We start from the raw sequence: 21,257 nt of genomic DNA on the forward strand, positions 1-21,257 counted from the left end.
CGGAGGGGATTAATACTATGGCTAAGAAAATAGTTTTCGGCGAAGAGGCAAGACGCGCCATCGGACGCGGCGTAGACAAACTCGCAGACGCAGTTAAAGTTACACTCGGACCCAAAGGAAGAAACGTTGTAATAGAAAAAAAATTCGGCTCACCCCTTGTTACCAAGGATGGTGTTTCCGTCGCTAAAGAAATCGAGCTTGAAGACCCGCTTGAAAACCTCGGCGCGCAGATGGTTAAGGAAGTAGCTTCCAAAACTTCCGACATCGCAGGCGACGGTACAACAACAGCCACTGTTCTTGCTCAGGCTATCTACAGAGAAGGCATGAAAAACGTTGTGGCAGGCGCTAACCCCATGGAACTCAAAAGAGGTCTTGATAAAGCGGTTACGGCTGTTATCGGCGAGCTTAAAAAAATCTCCAAGCCCATAGCGGATAAAAAAGAGATAGAACAGGTCGGCACTATTTCCGCCAACAACGACAAAGAAATCGGCGGAATCATAGCTGAGGCTATGGAAAGAGTCGGCAAAGACGGCGTTATCACAATCGAAGAAAACAAATCAACAGACACGGTTCTTGATGTGGTTGAAGGCATGCAGTTCGACAGAGGCTACCTCTCTCCCTACTTCGTGACTAACCCTGAGAACATGGAAGCTTCTCTTGATAACCCCTACATACTTATATACGAGAAGAAAATCTCCAACATGAAAGAGATCCTTCCCGTTCTTGAGCAGCTTGCGAAACAGAACGCACCTTTCCTTATCATCGCTGAAGATGTTGAAGGCGAAGCCCTCGCGACACTTGTTGTAAACAAGCTCCGCGGCACACTTAACTGCTGCGCAGTTAAGGCTCCCGGCTTCGGCGACAGAAGAAAGGAAATGCTGAAAGACATCGCTGTTCTTACTGGCGGTCAGGTTATCAGCGAAGACCTCGGTATTAAAATCGACACTGTTACACTCGCTGACCTCGGACGCGCTAAAAAAATCGTTATCGACAAAGAGAACACCACAATCGTTGAAGGCGCCGGCAAAACTGAAGACATTCATGCGCGTGTCAACCAGATCAAAAAACAGTCCGAAGACACCACAAGCGACTACGACAGAGAAAAACTTCAGGAAAGACTTGCTAAGCTCATCGGCGGCGTGGCGGTTATCAAAGTGGGCGCTGCTACCGAAACTGAGATGAAAGAGAAAAAAGCCAGAGTGGAGGATGCCCTCAACGCTACAAAAGCGGCAGTTGAGGAAGGCATAGTCCCCGGAGGCGGCGTTGCTCTCATTAAGGCTCTTAAAGCTGTTGAGTCAATGGCTCTTGACGGCGACGAGCAGATCGGCGTTGAACTCGTTAGAAAAGCTCTTGAGTTCCCCCTGAGGCAAATCGTTGCGAACGCAGGCTTCGAGCCCTCAATCATCGTTAACGAAATTAAAAACAACCCCAGCAACAACTACGGCTTCAACGCATACACCGAGCAGTACACTGATATGCTCGCTGACGGCGTTATCGACCCCACAAAGGTCACAAGAAGCGCACTCCAGAACGCCGCATCTGTTGCCAGCCTTATGCTTACTACCGAGGCTCTCATCACTGAGATCCCCGAGAAAAAAGAAGCCATGGGCGGCGGCATGCCTGATATGGGCGGAATGGGCGGAATGGGCGGCATGATGTAATCATCACGCAACCTGTTCAGCAAATTTAAATAAGTCTCACAAAGCCCGCAGGCCTCACCGGTTTGCGGGCTTTTTTTATTTGATATTTTTTTTCGGCTTGTTTCATTATGTTCAACAAATTGTATAGCTTTATGGGTATAATAATGCAGTGTCAAACCTTCAGTCAGGTTTTGTACAGGGAGAAAACAAAATACATGAAAAATAAAGTTGAGATTTATAAATCCGGTGATTCATCTGAAATCAGAGTGCAGTTTGATGATAATACCGTATGGCTCAACCAAGAACAGTTGTCAGAACTGTTTGGACGAGACAGAACCGTTATTTCCCGCCACATCAAAAATATTTTCAATGAAGGTGAGTTAGATAAAAATGTGGTAAGTGCAGATTTTGCATACACCCATTAGTAATAGGTCACATCCTTCGTCATGTGATGCTATCCTTTTAGCTTATTATTGATATTAACAAGGGCGAACTATACTTTATATATAGCATATACGTAACTGCATAGAAGTTTGATTACTGTAATCAATAAAACGTAAGGAGTCACCTTGAAGTTAACAAAATATCAAGTGTTTTTAAGCTCGACTTACTCTGATTTGATAGAAGAACGAGAAGGCATTATTAAGGCAATTTTAGAGATGTACCATATACCTATTGGTATGGAAATGTTTAGTGCCGAAGACGAAGACCAATGGGAAATTATAAGAAGAACCATCGAAGTCAGCGATTATTATATTTTAGTTTTAGGCTTAAGATATGGATCAAAAACTTCAGAGGGTATAAGCTTTACTCAAAAAGAGTATGAGTATGCTTTAGAGAAAAAGATTCCAGTTCTTGCATTTGTGATGAGAGATACTGTGTCTTTATCAAAAGACAAGAGAGATGATGATCTTTCAGAAATTAATACGTTTCGCAAATTGGTGTTAACAAATTCTAAAATGGCTCAGCATTGGGAGACAAAAGATGAACTTATAAAAAATGTCTCAATTTCATTAATGAAACAAATTATGCAAAAGCCTGGTATTGGATGGATTAGAGGAGATAAAGCTGGTGCAGAGGAAGCTCTTTCAAAGGAATTGACGATACTTAGTAAAGAAAATAGAAAATTAAGAGAAAAAATAATAGATCTTGAATCGAAGATTTCCAAAAAAAAACCAGTCATAGAGTTGGAAATAGAGCCTCCAATTGTTGATGATAATTTTTTTTCTTATAAAAAGGTTGAAATGCCTGCTATATTAAAATTAAGTGATATAAAAGGTCATCTGTTAGAGTATGTTTCTGAGGAAGATATAGATAAATATAATAACTCCATTCCAAATCAAGATGAGCTAAAAAAATTTAATGATGAAAGTGAATATTTTTATAAAATACACAATTATTCTGTTCCTTTGGTTATCAAAGTTGCCAATACGGGTTCTGTTAAGGCAAACAACTTGTACATAGATATAAAATTTCCAGAGCATTTTGTTATTTATGAAAATAGCGATAAACATAATGAACCTAAAAGCCCTATTCCATTTAACCCTATAAATCGTGCTCAAGCTGAATATAATAAAAAAATAACGAAACGTGAATTACCCTCACACTTAAAGACTTTATTAGGACTCGAAAATCAATTTAATAAATTTACGTCATTAGCAGCTATGCCCGAACTGAATTTGCCACACCTTTCCTCAATTAATCAGAAATGGTGGACAAAACTAAATGGAAATAAAATTACAGTTAAAATTGATAGTTTGCTCCATACAAGGGAGATGTTATTTGATGATGAATATATGATTGCCCCTTTAACGACCGGGAAGCATACTATTGAAATTCACGTTATATGTGAAGAATATGAAGATATTGATACCAAATTCATTGAGTTTAATATCTGAAGTTAGTGCTTTTACAATAAGCTACCGTCAATCAAATGATCCATTATACTCCAAATTTAACTCAAACACACAAAGCCCCCTTGCCCCTCAAAAGGCGGGGCTTTTTTTCTTTTGCTGATTCGGCTATTATTAATCCATGAAAAAGCTTGAAGCATCGTTCTTTGACCGCATCCCATGCGAGGTTGCCCGTGATCTTCTGGGCAAGGTGATATTCCGCCTTTATGAAGGGATATGGCTTAAGGCGCAGATAATAGAGACAGAAAGCTACTACCTGCATGAAAAAGGAAGCCACGCCTCCCTCGGCTACACAGAAAAACGCAAGGCGCTGTTTATGCCCGCCGGAACAATCTATATGTATTACGCCCGCGGCGGGGACTCGCTGAACATGAGCTGTCACGGGGAAGGAAACGCAGTGCTGATAAAATCCGGCTATCCACACGGGGATGATGCGGCGATGATACGCATGATGAAAAAGCTCAACCCCTTCAAAAGCGACGGGCGGGAGCGGGAAACGGAGAAGCTGTGCAGCGGACAGACTCTTTTATGCCGTTCCCTCGCCTTGAAGGTTCCGCAGTATGACGCAAAAACATTTGATGAAAGCTTCTTCATGGCGGACACAGGCTACACTCCCGCCGAAACAGCCCAAGCCGCACGTCTTGGTATCCCCGAAGGACGTGATGAACACCTTCTTTACAGATATATTGATGTAAAATATATGAATTTCTGCACAAAACCGCTAAAAACTCCTTAAAATCTGGTATACTGAAACAAAAATATCTGCGGTGAAAGTATGAAAAAAATTCTGGCTGTAATCATCCTGTCGCTGCTTCTCACGGCAGCCGCCGGAGCGGAAGAAAGCCATTTCGATTCTATTTCAGGACTAAGCACGGTTAAAGCGGTAATAGATCTCAATCAGGGCAAGGCAAACCTGCTTGATCTCAGGCTGGTATCCATAAAAAAAACCATTGAACATCTTAAAAGCGCAGGGGTTAAGCCTGTGTTTATTGTAGTGGTACGGGGTGACGCCTCGGCGTTCATGGCAGAATCAGACAAATACATCAGTACCATGGATTCGGGGCTGAAAAAAATAATGCACAGACGGATAAGCGAACTGAAAGACATGGGCATCCGCTTTCAGCAGTGCGGACTCTCGCTGTCACTCATGAAGATTGAACCATCGGAAATAATGGACGGGGTGGAGATAGTCAAAAACGGATATATCAGCCTCGCGGGGTATCAGAATAAGGGCTATGCTCTGCTGCCTATGGACTAATCTTTGATACAAAAAGCCTCCCCGAAGGGAGGCCTGAATCTTACTAAGCCGCTGTATTTGCCGGAGGAGTAAAGACCCTTGTGGCAAGCTCAGCATCCAGAAGGAATATGCCGTTGCCGTTCCCCTGAACAAGTCTCAGCTTATCTATAATCTGGTTAACGGATGACTCCTCCTCAACCTGCTCTGTAACGAACCACTGAAGAAATGCGTTTGTTCCGTGGTCCCTTTCGTCAAGGGCAAGGTCGACAAGCTTATATATTCTTTTCGTAACTTCTCTTTCGTGCAGAAGAGTCTCTTCAAAGATAGAGAGAAGGGTATCGTAATCCTTTTTAGGTTTTTTGACAGTCTCAAGCTCAACTTCGGCGCTCTGGTCAAGGATGAAGTTGTAGAACTTCATGGCGTGCATCATCTCTTCCTGATACTGCACATTAAACCAATTGGCGAATCCCTTGAGCCCTTTGCTTTCACAGTGTGCGCTCATGGCAAGATAAACATAAGCGGAATACATTTCAAAATTAAGCTGGTCGTTAAGCGCTTTTTCCATTTTCTTGGAAATCATTGTTTCCTCCGTTTTGTCAGGCATATACCCTGAAATCTATTTCGGGAAATATACTGTTTTTTGTTTCAAGCTTCATCAGGAAATCATAGTCGAAATCCCTGTTGTCCACAAGCTCTCTGAGCCTGAGAAAATTATGTATATGTTCCTTTGTTCTTCTTACAGAATACTCCGTGGCTGTTTCAGTGGTCATGAGAAAAGCCCAGTCGCTGCTTTGGGCGAGGAAGAGCTCACGCGCCATCTGATTCAGCGTGCGTATGAGGAAATCCTCCTTTGTGCCGCTGTATTTTCTGGAGAGGCTCACCATCGCGTCCGCCATGAAATGCAGGTGGCGGTAGATCCACTCGTTGCCGCTGTTAAGCCACACGTCATAATAACCCTTATCGCCCCATGAGGAAGGATTCACCTCAACCATCTGGTTGGTGGGGAACTCAGCGAGATACTCCATGGGGGTCACCGCTGTTATCTCGGGGTTTTTGTCTATCTCACGGAAAACATTGGCGAGAAAGTCAGGTCCTTCAAACCACCAGTGACCGAAAAGCTCTGCGTCATAAGGGGAAACCACAAGAGGCTTCCTGTCCATAACCTCATTAAGTTCTTTTATCTGCTTTTCCCTCTCGGCAACGAAATGGGCTGCGTGTTCGGCTGTTTTTGCTTTTGCCGCTTCGGGATCATAAATATCTTTATGATCACTGTTTCCGGTAATTTTATGATACTTCATGCCCGTAAAAACCCTTGTTCCGTCGGGGCTTATGTATGGAGCGATATATTCCGTGTCAAGGTCGTAGCCTATGTCACGGTAGAAATCCCTGTAGCATGTGTCGCCCGGGTAGCCTTCCTTGCTGCTCCAGACCTGCTTTGAGGAGTAGTAATCACGTCCGAAGGCGGCAACCCCGTTTGATGTGTACACCGGAGCGTACACGCCGTAACGGGGTCTGGGTTTGGAGTAGAGAATACCGTGGGTATCCACGAAGAAATATCTTATGCCGTAATCGGCGAGTATTTTCTCAAGCCCTGCGTAATAGGCGCATTCCGGCAGCCAGATGCCCTTCGGCGGTGTGCCGAACTTCTTCTCGTGGCTTTTCACCGCAAGCTCAATCTGAGCCCGCACTGCGCTGTCGCCGTTCATCAGGGGCAGAAAGCCGTGGGTAAATCCGCAGGTGATTATCTCAAGGCTGCCCTTATTCATGAAATATTTATAGCCGTTCAGCACGCTTCTTCCGAGAAAGCCGTGATAAAACTCCCGCAGCCGCTCGAAGCGCTCAAGGTACATCCACGCCACACGGTTCTGCGCGCGGTCATGGGCGGTTCTATCCTTCTCTTTATTTGCCAGCTCAATCAGCCTGTCCAGATATTTCTCGAACCTCTGCATAAGCATATTGTCCGAAAGCATATCGGCAAGGGGAGGAGTCACGGACACGGTAACACGGAACGGAACCCCTTCCTCCTCAAGCTTCTTCATGTTCATCAGAAGAGGCAGATAAGTTTCGCTTATCGCCTCATAAAGCCAGTGTTCTTCCAGAAAGTAATCAAATTCGGGATGCTTCACAAAGGGAAGGTGCGAGTGAAGAACCAACATCCAGCAGCCGGACATTATCTGCCCTCTCTTTTAGCTGTTTCACCGGAGGATACGGATTTTTCGATAAAACGCATTACCTCCTGAAATATTCGTACGCTCCCCGGAACGGCTGAGTCAAGCTCGTTCACGCCGGAAAGGCGGTAAATATCCTCAATTTTTTCCCCTACAGTCATCCAAGTTTCCTCATCAATCATTGCGCTTATTTTATCAGACGGCATGCGTACCTTCCGTGAGTGAGCCACGGCAAAGTAGTTGCCCTTGTTGTCCATCAGTCCTATTTCAGCCCATATGAGCCTCTCCGGCACATAAAGGTCGAAGAACCAGTTGCCGTATCTGCCCACACGGACGCTTGCCAGCTCGTCCGCAGCGCCAGATTCATCCCCGCCGAAGATCTTCAGTACGAATGATACATCAGGGCATGAGTGCTCCGTTCTGAAGCGGTTTACAGTATTATCCGCCACTTCCCAGTAAACATATTCCTTTCTGGGGTTTATGGGGAGCAAAACCGCAGTGTCTATCTGATACCTGTCGGGTATGGGATATTCCGGAGGGCTTATTTTTTCCGGCGCCGCGGGAGCCTGCTGCGCTTTATGCTGCTCCGTGCTGGAATAGGCTTCCTTATCTGACATAGCTTTACCGAGAGCCTTTTCAAGCTCCTCTCTGGTCATTTTCGACCTGTTCTCCACATTGTGCTCCACAGCAAGCCTGTAAAGCTCCTTCTTAGTCATTTCAGAGAGATTCATGTTCCTCCTCCATCCGGTGACCGGTAAATTTCGAGGTACTGTGCCGCTGCTCTCTCCCATGAAAAATCAGCGCAACATGAGGATTCCATAACCTTCTGCGTTAAATCGCCCGTGCTGTACAGTTTTATAGCTTCATCAACCTTGTTCAACAGTTCCGCCACAGTATATTCCTTCATAATCAGCGCGCAGCCGTTTTCGGCAAAGCATTTCACAGTGTCTTCCACCCCGCCCGAAGGGTTCACCAGAGGAACGGCGCCGTAGCGTGTCCCTATGAGGTGGGAAGAACCGAAAGGTTCATAGAGCGACGGAGCCAGTATGAAGTCCGCCGCGGCAAAAAGCCTGTGCGCCAGCGCGTGGTCATATCTGGTGTGAATGAAGAAGTTGCCGAAGCTTTCCGCCAGCTTCTTTATTATGCGCACATACGCCTTGTCTCCGTGACCGAGTATGAAAAAATCCGCTTCTTTCTGCGCCAGATCAGCCGCCGCGTCCAGAATAAGCTCCAGACCCTTTCTGTTGCTCATTCTGCCTATCATAACAAAAAGCGGTCTCTCCGGGTTTATACCGAAATCCCCTGACAGATCCTTTTTGCACTCTTTTTTCCAGTTTCTCCCGCTGCCGACCGAGCATGAAACATAGCAGTCGTTTCCGGGGTTCCATACATTATAATCTATTCCGTTGAGGATTCCTTTCAACTTATATGAATATTTTGTTATAACCCCTTCCATCCCTCCGGCGAAACCTTCGGTTTGAATATCCCGTGCGTAGGCAGGGCTGACGGTGGTTATAAAGTCGGAGTAAACTATCCCCGCCTTGAGGAAGCTTATTTGTCCGTAAAATTCTATTCCTTCAATATCATACACTTCCCAAGGGAGGTTAAGCTCCTCCAGATCCATTCTCTGGAAAAGCCCCTGACACTGAACATCGTGTATGGTGAAGACCGTTTTCCATTTCATATCCCTGAACAGCAGTGAGCTGTACAAAGGCGCAAGCCCCGCCTGCCAGTCGTGGCAGTGGATCACATCGGGCACAGCGCAGCCGCCGGCAAAGTAAAAGAGGCATGCCTGCGAAAACGCAGCGTATCTGAGGTCGTTGTCCGAATAGTCGAAATCGCCAGAACCGTATATGCCGCCTCTGCTGAAAAGCTCGGGGTTTGCGAAAAACAGGTATTCAACCCCTGAGACAAGGGCGGAATGCACCGCAAACTCATACTCCTTCTCTCCGGCACTGACGTTAATCCTGATCCCCGTCTCCGCTATCTCTCCCGCTTCCCTGTCTGTGAGCAGATAAAGAGGAACGCAGATCCGCACCATGTGTCCGTCTGCCGCCTGAGCTGCCGCGAGTTTTTCAAGAAATGTTCCGAGACCTCCGGTCTGTATGAACGGAGCGGCTTCGCCTGTGATGTGGGCTATGTTCATATGCCGCCTGCCTGTCTGAGGTATTCCGCCGCCTCTTCGGGGCGCACGGGGTTGATGTGAAAGCCTGTTCCCCACTCGAACCCTGCGTAGCCGGTGAGTCTGGGCGCTATCTCTATGTGCCAGTGGTAATCAAACTTTATGCTGTGCCAGAAATCCGGCTTGCCCGGACGGTAGTTCAGCGGGGGTGAAGTATGTATAACCATGTTCAGAGGCGGGTCTTCCAAAACCCTGTCCAGCCTGTGAAAAATCTCCGTTATCATGTCCGCCAGACTGGTGAGCCCGCTTTCGGTAATCACAGCGAAGCTGTGGGCATGCTGCTTGGGGTATATGGACAGCTCAAACGGGAAGCTTGAGGCATAGGGGCAGAAGGCTATAAAGTCCTGATTCTCATATACTATGCGGCTGTTGTCCTTATGCTCCTGCTCAAGAATATCGCAGAAGATGCAGCGTTCCTTGCGCCTGTAGTGCTCCTTGGCGCTTTTCAGCTTCGTTTTCAGTATATTAGGCACAACGGGAAGGGCTATCACCTGCGAATGCGGATGGATTATATTTGTGCCGAAGCCCAGTCCGTAGTTCTTAAAAGGCATAATGTAGCGGAACCTTGTATCGTTCGAGAGATCCCGCACCCTCTCCCTGAAAGTGTAAAAAAGGTTGTAAACAGTCATTCTGTCATACGTTTTCAGGCGCATGGAATGAACAGGAGTATCGATTATCACCTCATGGGCGCCGATTCCCGTCACTGTGTCGTATATGCCGCTGCCGCTCCTTTTCAGCTCCCCTTCTATGCCGAAGGCGGGGTACTTGTTTGGAACAACACGGGTAAGCCAGTTAGCGTCATTCTTTTTGCCGAATGAACGCATGGCGTATATCTCGTGGGGAGTGTGAACTTCATTCCCGTAGCAGAAGGGGCAGTTTATCTGCGCTTTTTCACCGTGGGCATGCTCATGCCGCTCCACGAGAAAATCGTGGGGTCTGCGGCTCCGTTCGGTGGCGATTACACTCCATTTCTGTTTTACAGGGTCAAACCTCAGTTCTGACATTCCGCTCCCTTCTTATCTTTAACCGTATGAATATAATAATATACCTGTAGTTTCCGCCGATCAACCGATCATTGAACCTTCAGTCTTCCCGTGAGCTCTGCTTTTCCCCTGAATTTAACGGGAATAAACAGTGAAACACCCTGAGCGGTCAGATCCACCCCTTTCTCCGACTGAGAAACGGTGTAAAAGACATTGGATGAAGCGCCTTCGGCGTTGGTCTCAACGGTCACTGTTCCGGTGATGCCGTCTGTTATGTCAAAAGTACCGCCCTTGTGGAAGCTTCCGCTTTCCCCGCCGTTAACCGTGACGCCTGCCATGTTCCATAGATGAAAATTCATTTCGCAGACGTATGTCAGCTCCGCCGGGCAGTCGGTCGTAAGCTCAGTCTCAAACTCCATCCCCTCGCCTGAGAAGGTGAATTTCTTTATGATTTCCGCATTATACCCTTTACCGTTGTGGTATATGCCCCCGCTGCGGCTGAAAGTAAGCGTGTCCTCCCCTGCGGTCATCTCAGCGGGCTGATTGGTGAAGTCCGATAGTTCGGAGAATGAGCACGAGGCAAACTTCTCCCCGTCAAACTCCGGCGTAACGTGATCTATAAACGAGTTTTTATTGTACCAGTCATAAACGAGCATGGCTTTCATTTCGTCGGTTATTTCCACATTGAGGTCGTGTATGGTGGAGATGCCGCTTTTCAGCTCGTCCTCCGCCCTGTCCTTAAGGAGCATGGCGTGGTAAGCCTCCTTCCTTCTGGATATAGTATTGATAAGGTTTACGTTATTGCGCTTTAGCTCCAGAGTGGTCATCTGCCCGCAGTCCCTTGAGGTGAAGCTGGCGTTGAACGTCTCCGTGCGGACATAGGCATCGTCGTAGCCGTCATAGTCAAGGTCTGCGGTCTCTATCATCGGAAGGTTTTCCGCAAGGCGCTCATATTCCTTCTCCGCCTCTATGATAAAGCTCCATGAGTTGTTCCGCAGGTTCGGCAGATAAAGCCCGCCGAATATTCCGTGCCAGAGGGCGTCATTGCACTGAGCCTTGTAAAGCGCCTCCGTCAGCGCTTCATCCTTCATCTCAGCGGCGTATCCGCTGAGCCTCAGTGCCCGTTTATGTATGCGGTTGCTTTCGGGATATTTGGCGAAGAAGTTTTTCCATATGCCGCCCTTGACGAAAACCTCCGCCTCTTCCTCCCGTCCCTCTTCCCTGAGGTGCTCCTGAAGCTTCTCCATCTCTTCTATTCTGCCGGCGAAAAGCGACCATTCACCCATTTCGTGATAAGAAGTTATGGGCAGATAAGCAAGCCCCGCGGGCTTAACCCTGTCCGCAGTCTCACCGAAAAAGGCGAACTCGCATTTACCGGATGAGATCACCGTATCCAGAAATCTTTCCAGCCAGCCCTCCTCATACACCCATTCATAGGTGTGAGGCCATACGCCGAATTTCTCTCCGTCATCGAATATTACGGAGCATTTCCCGCCGCTGTCCGCAGTGTTTTCCAGATACTCCACAATCGCCTCCTCCTCCTTAAAAGGAATGAGGTAGCGCAGGTTCTTATCAATGGGAAACAGGTTCACCCTCTTCCCGTCCTGCTCCGAGACGTAATAACCGTTCAGCATCTCCTTGTAGTAGCCTGCGGATATGAAATGGTAGTCGTCCACGATCATGTTCCGCACACCGACTTCGGCAACATCCGTTATGATCGCCGGATCCCACACACGCTCGGTGAGCCATAATCCGTCCGGCATCTGACCGAAGTGATTGTTGATGTACCCGCTGAGCTTCTCTATCTGCCCCCGCCTGTCACCGGAAGGGATAGCTGAAAGCACGGGTTCGTAATACCCGCCTGTGAAAAATTCTATCTGGTTGTTGTCCGAGAGCTTTTTCATATCTGTGAAAACAGCTTTATGATTCTGCCTGATGTAATCCAGCAGCCAGCCGCTGTAATGAACGGCGAAGCGGAACTTCGGATAAAGAAGAGCCGCCTCCATGAAAGGCGCATAGCATAGCCGGACAGCCTCGTCCACGACATGGCTGAAGTTCCCCACCGGCTGGTGGCAGTGTATTCCGAAAAGAAAAGGCATTTTCATATATTCTTCCTGTTTGTTTATGTTACACCTGCGGAGCAGGTTAAGTTTTTTAAAAAAAGGGTTCTCATATCTTGGGAAAACTTTTAACCTGCTTCGCAAAAATATTTATACTATCCAGTCGTCACCGAAATTATCGGAGAGATCGACCTCAACCATGTTGTACTGTGGCGCGCGCTCCATCGCTTCTCCATCCCTAAACAGGCGGAAGACGAGATATACGCGTCCTGTGTTGTCGGGCATGTTCCTGTGCGGCAGCGCTATTTCCGCTATGCGGTTTATGCCCCATTTGATGCCGCCTCCGTTCTCCCCTCTGCCTTTGTTCAGGGGTATGCGGAATTTTGCGGGGCTGCTGCCTGTTATTTCGGTTTCCAGCTCGTAACCCTTATCGAGTGAACCGTTAAAATCGCCTTCGATACGCAGGTACAGGTTCTCAGAATCGTAACCGAAGAACAGCTTTCTCAGCATGTTTGATGAGGCGTGCATAGCTCCGGAGTCAAACTTGAGGTCAAATTCCCCGGCGCTGAGCCATTCAAAGAAGCTTGTCACCTCACCGTCCGGCATGGCGGTGAGGTAATATTTCGGTTTCCTGATAAGTCCCGACTTGTAGGAGCGTTTTATGGGGATATACAGTTCCTGAGGAATCTCCGCGTCTAGGATTCTGTACGAGTTAATCAGATAACCCCTGAACAGTTTGTCGAACACATCCGCCTGAAGGCTGAAGTGGTCATCACCGAACCACCAGAACCAGTCGCTCCCTTCTGCTATATGTATCTCATTCATGGCTTTTTCTTTTTTTGCAGCATCCTGCGCCTTGTCCGCCGCCTGCCTTGCGGCATTGAGCAGCCGCCATGCCTCATTCTTTTCCCTGTGCCCCAGCCATGTGGTAAAGTTGCCGTATATCCATGAACCCGCACGTATTTTTTCAAGCCTGCGTTCTGGAACATCCGCAATCTCAATAGCTTCGGACATGGTTACGGTTCTGATCCATTTTTCCCTGAGAAGCCTTTCATACAGCGCACGGAAAAATTTCTCCCCGTTTTCCGGATAGTATTCCCAAGCATTCTCGCCGTCCAGAATGACAGGCACGACACAGGATTCATCCACTGAATCGTATATAATTTTCAGCTTCGCCACAAAATCGTCCGCCGCCTTCGCCGCTTCCTGACCGCTGTAGGCGAAGCCTATCAGATCGCTTAATATTTTGTCACGGAAGAATATATTTATCCGTCCGCTTGCCGTTTCATAATGATGCCTGCAATAGAGTTTCTTTCTTTCGGCGGAGACTGAGAAATTGAGCACGGCAGAGCCCGCGAGAACGTCCTCGTCACTGGCTATCCATTTGACGCCGTTAGCGGAAAAAACCTCCGCCGCGCGCCCGCTTATGCTCCCCTCCGCCGGCCACATGCCCGAAGGTCTGCGTCCGAAGACTCTTTCATAATATTTCACAGCCTCTTCCACATGCCAGTACGGATCACGCCCGAAATCGCCGAAGGCTGCGGGCATGGATATTTCCGGCAGGGCTTCCTTAGCGGAATCCAGATCCAGAAGCAGGGGCAGAATCGGATGATAAAACGGGGTGGCGGAAACCTCTATACTGCCTGTTTCCTGCAATTCCCTGTAAAGTGGGATGATCCGCTTCACCGATTCGCACAGAGTCTCCATCAGGCTGATTTTGTCCTCCTGAGTGAAGCCTCTGCCTTTCTTGATGAGGCTTTCTGTCAGCGGGTACTCTCTGCGGAAGAAATTACCGGTCCAACTGAGCAGATAAAGCACCTGAAGATCCAGTATTTCGGAATCGCTGAAAAGCCTTTCCGTGTTCTCAAACATTCCGCTGCGGCTGTTTTTGCTGTACAGCTCGGCGTATCTGCGGAAAGGAGCTATCATGTTTGCGAAGTTCGCCATGAAAAGCTGGGGCACAAGCCCGCATCTCTCCTCTGAAGTAAGCTCCGAAGGCGTTTTCCGCATGGTTTTAAAGAAAATGTCGTCAACGTTTATGTCTTCATAGTCCTTAAGCTGGACAAGAAGCGATGGGACAAGGTTGAATGTCTGCCTTATCCCCTTGTATTCTTTCAGGTAGGCGGGAATCTCGTAGTAGTCCTTCACGGCGTGCAGGAACACCCACGGCATGTGGTATGTTCCGTCCTGCCCGTCCCTGTAGAAAGGCTGGTGCATATGCCATAAAAACGCGAGATTCAGTTTCTTCATACTCAGGACTGTTCCTCCAGCCATGACTGAATTTTATCTATGTATTCATCCTGAAGCGCTTTTCCGTCCGCCTCTGACATGGATTCCACATAAACATGAACATTAGCCGAATACTGATCGGGAACCATATGCACCCATCCCATGGCGCCGAGCATTATCTTGATTCCGTCAAGGAACGATGCTTCCTTATCCATAGCCTCTTCGCTCATTTTACGCATCAGGAAGCCCTTGAGCTCCAGCGGGCAGTTGATAACGTTATGGACAAAGTAGTATGAGGGGATAAGCTTCATTATGTCCGAAACGCTTATATTCACCTTAGCCAGAAGTTCGAGGATCTTCACAGAGGCAAACATTGAGTCCGTGTTGGTGCCGTTGTCTGTAAACATGTAGCTGTTGCCGAGGCTGCCGACGAAATCGAAATTGCGGAGGTATTCGCTCTTCAGTCCGGAAATCTTGCCGCGGACTATGTCAATCGATTTAAGCTCGGAATCCATTACAGTGGGCGCGTAAGCGGGCAGATAAACCTTCATTTTCTTTTTGGCGGAGAGATCCATAATCTTGAGGATAAACATCAGCGCCCTGTCCGAGCGGAGGCTTTTCCCCTCATTAGTGATAATGTTCAGCCTTTCGCCGTGGGGATATACTACAAAGCCCAGATCCGCCTCCATGACCTTAACTATCTCGGACACCTCTTTGATGGAGGTGGCAAGCTGGTGGATAGTTTTGGAGAGCTTCTTCTCGTCCTGATATGCGTTCAGGATTACCGAGTCCGTACCTGTTTTATTGAGTATCTCAGGGTAAACATTGTCCGTAGTGCCGTTCATCAGATCCACCACAAGCTTAAACCTGCGGGTTTTCACTAATGATATGTCTATGTTGCGCATGAAGCTTTCCCTGTAGAACTCCTTCACCATCGGCTGTTCGTAGATTTCGCCTATCTCCTCGTGGGAGGCGCGGCGGAAGTTCTCGCGGAAGAAAACACGCTCTATGTTTTTTTCAAAATTTGAATCGATTGGTGTTCCGTGCTCATCGAAGAAAAGAATCTCCGTGTGTGTGGAATCGGTCTGTGACTGACGGAAATAAACGCCCGCAACCTCTCCGAAAGTGGAGAGCTTGTGAGTCATCACAGGCAGGGGCGACATGCGCACATCAGTTGCGTTTACCCCCGTTGAGAGCAGACCGCCGAGAAAGCAGCGCTTAAGCATGCGGGAGCCTCTGTGGTAATCACGGCTGAGAAGCACACGGGAGCCCGCCGGAAGCTGGCTGCCGAAGGCGGAACCGAGCTTCGCGGCAAGTTCGGGACTCATCTCCACATTTGTGCGGGCGGAAACCTTACCCCCCTCAAATATGGATTTTTTCCATTTATCGCCCCAGATCAGGTTGCTGCTGACTATTGAGCTTTCCTCTATCTGTTTGTTCGGCCAGACCATAACGTCTTTCTCGAATATGACGTAGTTGCCCACTTCCGTATCCTGAGCGATAATGAATCCGCTTTCGCCAAGAACCTTTTTACCGAGCTTTACCCCATTGCAGAGAACGGCGTTTTTTATGTTGCAGGCGTAACCGGTTTCAACGTTTTCCCAGAGGATAGACGATTCCACAGAGGTATCATCCCCTATGGTGCAGCCGCTGCCGATTACAGTGTCCTTGATTTTGGCGTTTTTGCCTATGACGCAGCCGTCACCGAGAAGGACAAGCCCCTCGAAAACCGCGCCCTCGCCCACTTCCACATCCTTTCCCATGTAGCAGATTCCGTTATCCTGCTCATTTGGCGTTCCGGAGAGAGGGAGTTCCACTTCGCCAGCCAGAATATCCTGCAATGCCGCACGGTATGAATCGGGATTGCCCACATCACGCCAGTAGCCTTTGGCGTTGTAGCCGTAAATCTTAGTTCCGCCGCCCATCAGCTTGGGGAACAGATCCTTGGAGAAGTCAAAGTTGCTGTTATCAGGTATATATTTCAGAACCTCCGGCTCAAAAACATATATGCCGGTGTTTATAGTATCGCTGAAAACCTCGCCCCAGCCCGGCTTTTCCAGAAAGCGGACTATCTGCCCTTCCTTATCTGTTATTACCACACCGAACTGAAGCGGATCTGGCACAGAGGTTAAGGTTATGGTGGCTTTGGACTGTTTGAAGTCGTGGTAGCCTATAATCTCCTGAATGCTGAAATCGGTGATGAGGTCGCCGCTCACCACTATGAAGCGCTCGTCCAGATATGCTTCCGCCTTTTTCACGGCTCCCGCCGTTCCGTAATCATCGTCCGGCTGCACATAGCGGATATTTACCCCTTTGCTGCTGCCGTCGCCGAAGTAGTTTTTTATCACTTCAGGCTTGAAATAAAGCAGGATTACAATATCAACTATCCCCGCGTTTTTCAGGGAGTCGATAATGTACTCCATCATAGGTTTGTTCATAACCGGAATCATGGGCTTCGGAACGCTGGATGTCAGAGGCTGAATCCTTGTTCCGAATCCGCCGGCCATAACCACTGCTTTCATTATATTCCCTCGTCGCTTATGCTGTTTTTATTTCAGGGCGCAATCCAAGCGCCGCTTTTTTCAGTCTTCATATACTGCGTTCTTCACTGCGGTCAGGCTTTGTTTTTCTTTATAACGGTCGTAATCTCGCTCAGGAGAGATTCCAGATCCGAAGGCGATTTAACCCAGTAGCCGTCAGCAAGCCATGTGGAAAAATCATCCTGATATGCGCTGTAGGCAGTGGCAAGGATCGTTTTCACCGTCTTGTATTTTCGGGTTATCTCCTGAAGTATGTCTATCCCGCTTTCGCCCTTAAGTTTTATGTCAAGAAGTATCACGTCTATCTTCTCTTTCTCAAGTATTTTAAAGCATTCGGCACTGTTTGAAGCTTCAAATACTTTATAGCCGCTGTCTTCAAGCTCTGTGCGGTAAAGCAGCCTGATCTCCGATTCATCATCGACAACCAATACCGAATATGCCATGTAAAACCTCCTGATTTAATTACAAAAATCCAAAATTAATCTTGCGGCAGGTACTTTTTAAGACTGAAAGTGCCCGAATACCGAAAAAGATTCGGGCACAGCCGCATGCCGTTTATTTCCATAACCCGTGTCAGCATGTATAGTTCCGCGGAGCTCCACGGTTAAAAAAAGCGCAGCAGATCTATTTGTAAGAATTATACCACGGTGCGGGAATGATGGGCAATACGATAAAGAATTGTCTCGGTTTGAAAAATGTTAAAAAGTGTTACAGACAGGATTATTTGAGGGATTTTATGGCGTCGGCGTATGAGGATGCGCCGAAAACGTAGCTTCCGGCAACAACAGCGCCGCAGCCGGCATCTTTAAGAATTTTTACATTTTTATCAGTCACGCCGCCGTCAACCTCAATAATGAGTTCAGGATTGAGCGTTTTTTTCATCTCGGCGAGTTTTGCGACCTTGCCTACAGAGCTTTCTATAAACTTCTGACCGCCGAAGCCGGGATTCACGGACATTATAAGCACCATATCCAGAAACGGCAGAATCTCCTCCAATACCGACACAGGCGTATGGGGATTGAGAGACACTCCCGCCCGGCATCCGTGAACTTTGATCTCGCTCACTGTTCTGTGAAGGTGTGTGCACGCTTCATAATGCACAGTGATCAGACTGGAGCCCGCCTCGGCGAAATCCCTGATGTATCTGTCCGGATCGGTGATCATCAGATGCACATCGAAGGGTTTGTCTGTGGTTTTGCGCAAATGCTTGATAACAGGCGCGCCGAAGGTGATATTGGGGACAAACACCCCGTCCATGACGTCAAGGTGGATCCAGTCCGCCCCGCCTTCGTCAATGGCTTTTATCTCTTCCGCCAGTCTTGAAAAATCCGCGCTTAATATTGAAGGTGCAACTATCATCGGGCTATGATATTCATCGGCGGATGAATGTCAACTAATTAAAGGCGCAAGCCTGCTTTTTGCAGATTAACATAGCGAATGTACTGAATGGAGCCGATAGATCATTTATGAAAAAACTTTTAACTACACTCATTCTTGTTGCCTTAACCGGAACACCCTCCCTTGCCGTGCCGCTCACAGACGACGCCCTCGCATTTGCCGACAGGCTGCACACAAAATACGGCATAGACCCGCTGAAAACTGTTCTGCTTATCCAGAACGCAGAATACTCTGACAAGGCTCTCTCCCTCATGGACAGGCAGTTCGAGAAAAGCGGCTGGGGTATCTACAAAAAAGGAATAGTAACTGATAACCGCAGCAATAAAGGCGGCAGATTCTATCTTGAGCACAGACCCAGCTTAGAGCTTGCCTATATGCAGTACGGAGTTACCCCTGAGATAATAGCCGCCATACTCGCCGTGGAAACCAACTACGGCGACTATAAGCTGCCTCACAGAGCTGTGGATGTGCTCTCCACACTCGGCTTTCACTATCCCAGACGGGCGGATTACTTCCGCTCGGAGCTTGAAGCGCTCATTGTGCACACCGAAAAAAGCGGCATAGACCCCTTATCCGTCAAAAGCTCATACGCGGGCGCTGTGGGCATACCTCAGTTTATGCCAAGCAATATAAACAAATTCGGAGTGGATTTCGGCGGTGATAACCTCATTGATCTGGTAAACAGCAGAACGGACGCAATAGGAAGCGTTGGGAACTATCTGGCTAAGTTCGGCTGGCAGAAGGACAAGCCCACAGCCATAAAACTCAGCGGTGCAGGATTTGACAGCTTCCTAGGTCAGGGGTACGATCCGAAATTCACTGTCAAGGAACTTGAAGACGGAGGAATAATCTTTGCCCTGCCAGCAGATCCGGAGGAGAAAGTGAACGTAATCCGTCTCCGGACTGACAAAGGATTTGAGCATTGGGCGATATTCAGTAATTTCAGAACAATCATGCGCTACAATAACAGCGCCAACTACGCTCTGGCTGTTCTTCTCATAAGCAAAAACATTGAAGAGGAAAGAAAGAGGCTGGAAGCGGAAAACCGGTAAATAATTCCTTATCTGACATGATGCCGAGACTGCTTCACTAAAGTCCGCGATGACAGCAGGTTATGTCACTGCGAGGAGCAAGGCGACGTGGCAGTCTCAGGTTTGTGCCTTTGGCTGCAACTTAGGAGGCTTCGGGAAGCCTCCATGCCGTATCTTACAGTATCTGGCTGAGGAACTTCTTCAGCCTGTCGTTTTGAGGATTGTTATAGATCTCCTCAGGAGTGTTCTCTTCGATTTTAAGCCCTTCATCCATGAAGATGACACGATCGGACACCTCACGGGCGAAGCCCATTTCGTGTGTAACCACAACCATTGTCATCCCCTCTCTGGCAAGGGTTTTTATAACATCAAGCACCTCTCCTATCATCTCGGGATCAAGGGCGCTGGTGGGCTCGTCAAAAAGCATAACCTTGGGGTGCATGGCAAGGGCTCTGGCTATCGCCACCCTCTGCTGCTGACCGCCTGAAAGCTGCGACGGGTAGCTGTCACGCTTATCTGCCAGACCAACTTTTACCAGCAGGTTTTCGGCTATTTTTACCGCTTCGCTCTGCTTTATCCCCTTGACCTTCAAGGGCGCGAGGGTGATATTGCCCAACACAGTCTTGTGGGGAAAGAGGTTGAAGCTCTGGAAAACCATTCCCACATCCTCACGGAGCTTGTTTATATTCGTTTTGGGATGTGTGAGTGAGTTCCCGTCTATCTCTATCTCTCCGGAGGTTACCCCCTCAAGGAGATTAAGTGTTCTCAGCATTGTGGATTTGCCCGAGCCTGAAGGACCGATGATAACCACCACCTCACCCTGAGCTACATCCAGATCGACACCCTTGAGCGCCTGAACGCCGTTGGGATAAGTTTTTACAACATCTCTTGCTTTAATCATTATACCCGCCTCCCCTTAATCACTGCTTGCCATTCTCTTTTCAAGCTTCTGCACCAGAACGGAAAGCCCTGATGTGAGCACCAGATAAAGAAGCGCAACCGTGAACCAAGTCTCAAACGGGCTGAAAGTGGTGGCGCTTATCTCCCTTCCTGCCTTGGTGAGGTCGGTGATTGAAATAACCGAAACAAGGGAAGAGTCTTTGATAAGGGATATGAACTGACCTGCCATGGGCGGCAGCGTTCTTTTGACAGCCTGCGGCAGAACGACATGTATCATCGCCTTGGTATAGCTCATACCCAGACTTCTTGCCGCCTCCATCTGCCCTTTGTGAATCGACTGTATCCCCGCGCGGACGATCTCCGCCACATATGCGCCGGTGAACACAGCCAGAGCCGCCACGCCCGCCGTAAAGCGGTCAAGGGAGAGAACGGTTCCGATGAAAAAATAGAATATGAATATCTGCACCAGAAGCGGAGTGCCCCTGATCAGCTCCACATAAAGGATCGAGAGCTTTTTAAACAGCGGATTGCGCGAAATTCTCGCCAGCCCCGCGAAAACGCCGATGATGATGGCGAATATTATTGAGAAAAAAGATATTTGAAGTGTGGTGGCAAGCCCGATTAAAAGCGGACCTGCCTTCCACGATTTATTAACGGCAACAGTGTTCCCTTTCAGTACAGTGGCTCCGTCGCCCAGTTTGCTTTCCTGCGGCTTCTCCACAACGAAGGGTTCTCCTCCGTCATGGGGGACAATGCTTATTCTCCCTTTTTCAACAACGGCTCTGCCGTCAAAAGGGGCTTTGACTGTCTCCTCCGCAGAATAGATGATAAACTGCGGTATCCTGTTCCAGCGCCATTTGTAGTCGATCTTAAGGGTCGCCACATACAGAGCGCCGAGCATAGCGGCAATCAGCGCATAAAACGCTATATTCCAAGCGAGGTCTTTTCCTGAACGGGTCACTACAGCCTACTCCGT

General features: G+C 48.2%; 18 protein-coding genes. 6 read left to right on the top strand and 12 right to left on the bottom strand.

The genetic code is table 11. The annotated features are described in order from the left end of the window. The first annotated feature begins 17 nt into the window (after nucleotides 1-17). The 5 genes from groL to EP073_RS13430 all read left to right on the top strand — a co-directional run bounded on the left by groL (nucleotide 18) and on the right by EP073_RS13430 (nucleotide 4,811). Nucleotides 18-1,661 (top strand): chaperonin GroEL, encoded by a 1,644-nt coding sequence (groL, locus tag EP073_RS13410; RefSeq protein WP_128467668.1) that lies wholly within the window; start codon nucleotides 18-20, stop codon nucleotides 1,659-1,661. Between the two features lie 194 nt (nucleotides 1,662-1,855). Further along, entirely contained in the window at nucleotides 1,856-2,065 is a 210-nt protein-coding gene (locus EP073_RS13415; protein ID WP_128467669.1) for a virulence RhuM family protein, read from the top strand. A gap of 144 nt (nucleotides 2,066-2,209) precedes the next feature. After that, nucleotides 2,210-3,538 carry a DUF4062 domain-containing protein gene (locus EP073_RS13420; protein ID WP_128467670.1) on the top strand — a complete coding sequence of 443 codons (1,329 nt, stop codon included), beginning with the start codon at nucleotides 2,210-2,212 and terminating at the stop codon, nucleotides 3,536-3,538. Nucleotides 3,539-3,674: 136 nt separating this feature from the next. Then, nucleotides 3,675-4,289: a DNA-3-methyladenine glycosylase gene (locus EP073_RS13425; protein WP_128467671.1), complete on the top strand. Its 615-nt coding sequence runs from the start codon at nucleotides 3,675-3,677 to the stop codon at nucleotides 4,287-4,289. Between the two features lie 39 nt (nucleotides 4,290-4,328). Continuing rightward, on the top strand, nucleotides 4,329-4,811 hold the full coding sequence (locus tag EP073_RS13430; RefSeq protein ID WP_128467672.1) for a DsrE family protein: 483 nt from the start codon (nucleotides 4,329-4,331) through the stop codon (nucleotides 4,809-4,811). Nucleotides 4,812-4,854: 43 nt separating this feature from the next. On the opposite strand, the gene EP073_RS13435 is transcribed toward EP073_RS13430, so the two are convergent. The 10 genes from EP073_RS13435 to rpe form a co-directional block, all read right to left on the bottom strand. Continuing rightward, complete coding sequence (locus EP073_RS13435) at nucleotides 4,855-5,370, bottom strand: ferritin (RefSeq protein WP_128467673.1); 516 nt, start codon at nucleotides 5,368-5,370, stop codon at nucleotides 4,855-4,857. Between the two features lie 16 nt (nucleotides 5,371-5,386). Then, nucleotides 5,387-6,961 (bottom strand): glycoside hydrolase family 57 protein, encoded by a 1,575-nt coding sequence (locus EP073_RS13440; RefSeq protein WP_128467674.1) that lies wholly within the window; start codon nucleotides 6,959-6,961, stop codon nucleotides 5,387-5,389. Further along, a complete protein-coding gene (locus EP073_RS13445) occupies nucleotides 6,961-7,689 on the bottom strand; it encodes a DUF4912 domain-containing protein (RefSeq protein WP_164885390.1) in 729 nt (242 codons plus the stop codon). The genes EP073_RS13440 and EP073_RS13445 overlap by 1 nt, the downstream gene beginning before the upstream one ends. Next, a complete protein-coding gene (locus tag EP073_RS13450; protein WP_128467676.1) occupies nucleotides 7,686-9,104 on the bottom strand; it encodes a glycogen synthase in 1,419 nt (472 codons plus the stop codon). The genes EP073_RS13445 and EP073_RS13450 overlap by 4 nt, the downstream gene beginning before the upstream one ends. Beyond that, nucleotides 9,101-10,144 carry a galactose-1-phosphate uridylyltransferase gene (galT, locus tag EP073_RS13455; protein WP_128467677.1) on the bottom strand — a complete coding sequence of 348 codons (1,044 nt, stop codon included), beginning with the start codon at nucleotides 10,142-10,144 and terminating at the stop codon, nucleotides 9,101-9,103. The genes EP073_RS13450 and galT overlap by 4 nt, the downstream gene beginning before the upstream one ends. A gap of 68 nt (nucleotides 10,145-10,212) precedes the next feature. Beyond that, nucleotides 10,213-12,228 (bottom strand): alpha-amylase/4-alpha-glucanotransferase domain-containing protein, encoded by a 2,016-nt coding sequence (locus EP073_RS13460; protein WP_206617474.1) that lies wholly within the window; start codon nucleotides 12,226-12,228, stop codon nucleotides 10,213-10,215. Nucleotides 12,229-12,333: 105 nt separating this feature from the next. Further along, nucleotides 12,334-14,433, bottom strand: coding sequence for a glycoside hydrolase family 57 protein (locus EP073_RS13465; RefSeq protein WP_164885391.1), 2,100 nt, complete (start codon nucleotides 14,431-14,433; stop codon nucleotides 12,334-12,336). A gap of 2 nt (nucleotides 14,434-14,435) precedes the next feature. Beyond that, nucleotides 14,436-16,934: a sugar phosphate nucleotidyltransferase gene (locus tag EP073_RS13470; protein WP_128467679.1), complete on the bottom strand. Its 2,499-nt coding sequence runs from the start codon at nucleotides 16,932-16,934 to the stop codon at nucleotides 14,436-14,438. A 92-nt stretch (nucleotides 16,935-17,026) separates the two neighbouring features. Next, nucleotides 17,027-17,395, bottom strand: coding sequence for a response regulator (locus EP073_RS13475; RefSeq protein ID WP_128467680.1), 369 nt, complete (start codon nucleotides 17,393-17,395; stop codon nucleotides 17,027-17,029). 277 nt (nucleotides 17,396-17,672) lie between these two features. Continuing rightward, complete coding sequence (rpe, locus tag EP073_RS13480) at nucleotides 17,673-18,311, bottom strand: ribulose-phosphate 3-epimerase (RefSeq protein WP_128467681.1); 639 nt, start codon at nucleotides 18,309-18,311, stop codon at nucleotides 17,673-17,675. Between the two features lie 107 nt (nucleotides 18,312-18,418). Here rpe and EP073_RS13485 point away from each other — a divergent pair, with 107 nt between their 5' ends. After that, entirely contained in the window at nucleotides 18,419-19,402 is a 984-nt protein-coding gene (locus EP073_RS13485) for a lytic murein transglycosylase (RefSeq protein WP_128467682.1), read from the top strand. Nucleotides 19,403-19,556: 154 nt separating this feature from the next. Here the strand turns inward: EP073_RS13485 and EP073_RS13490 are convergent, their stop codons facing one another. Together EP073_RS13490 and EP073_RS13495 are read right to left on the bottom strand one after the other, a co-directional pair. Next, a complete protein-coding gene (locus EP073_RS13490) occupies nucleotides 19,557-20,282 on the bottom strand; it encodes an amino acid ABC transporter ATP-binding protein (protein ID WP_128467683.1) in 726 nt (241 codons plus the stop codon). 15 nt (nucleotides 20,283-20,297) lie between these two features. After that, on the bottom strand, nucleotides 20,298-21,242 hold the full coding sequence (locus EP073_RS13495; protein ID WP_241654010.1) for an amino acid ABC transporter permease: 945 nt from the start codon (nucleotides 21,240-21,242) through the stop codon (nucleotides 20,298-20,300). Nucleotides 21,243-21,257: the final 15 nt, after the last annotated feature.

It is taken from the genome of Geovibrio thiophilus (assembly GCF_004087915.1).
Lineage (GTDB): Bacteria > Chrysiogenota > Deferribacteres > Deferribacterales > Geovibrionaceae > Geovibrio > Geovibrio thiophilus.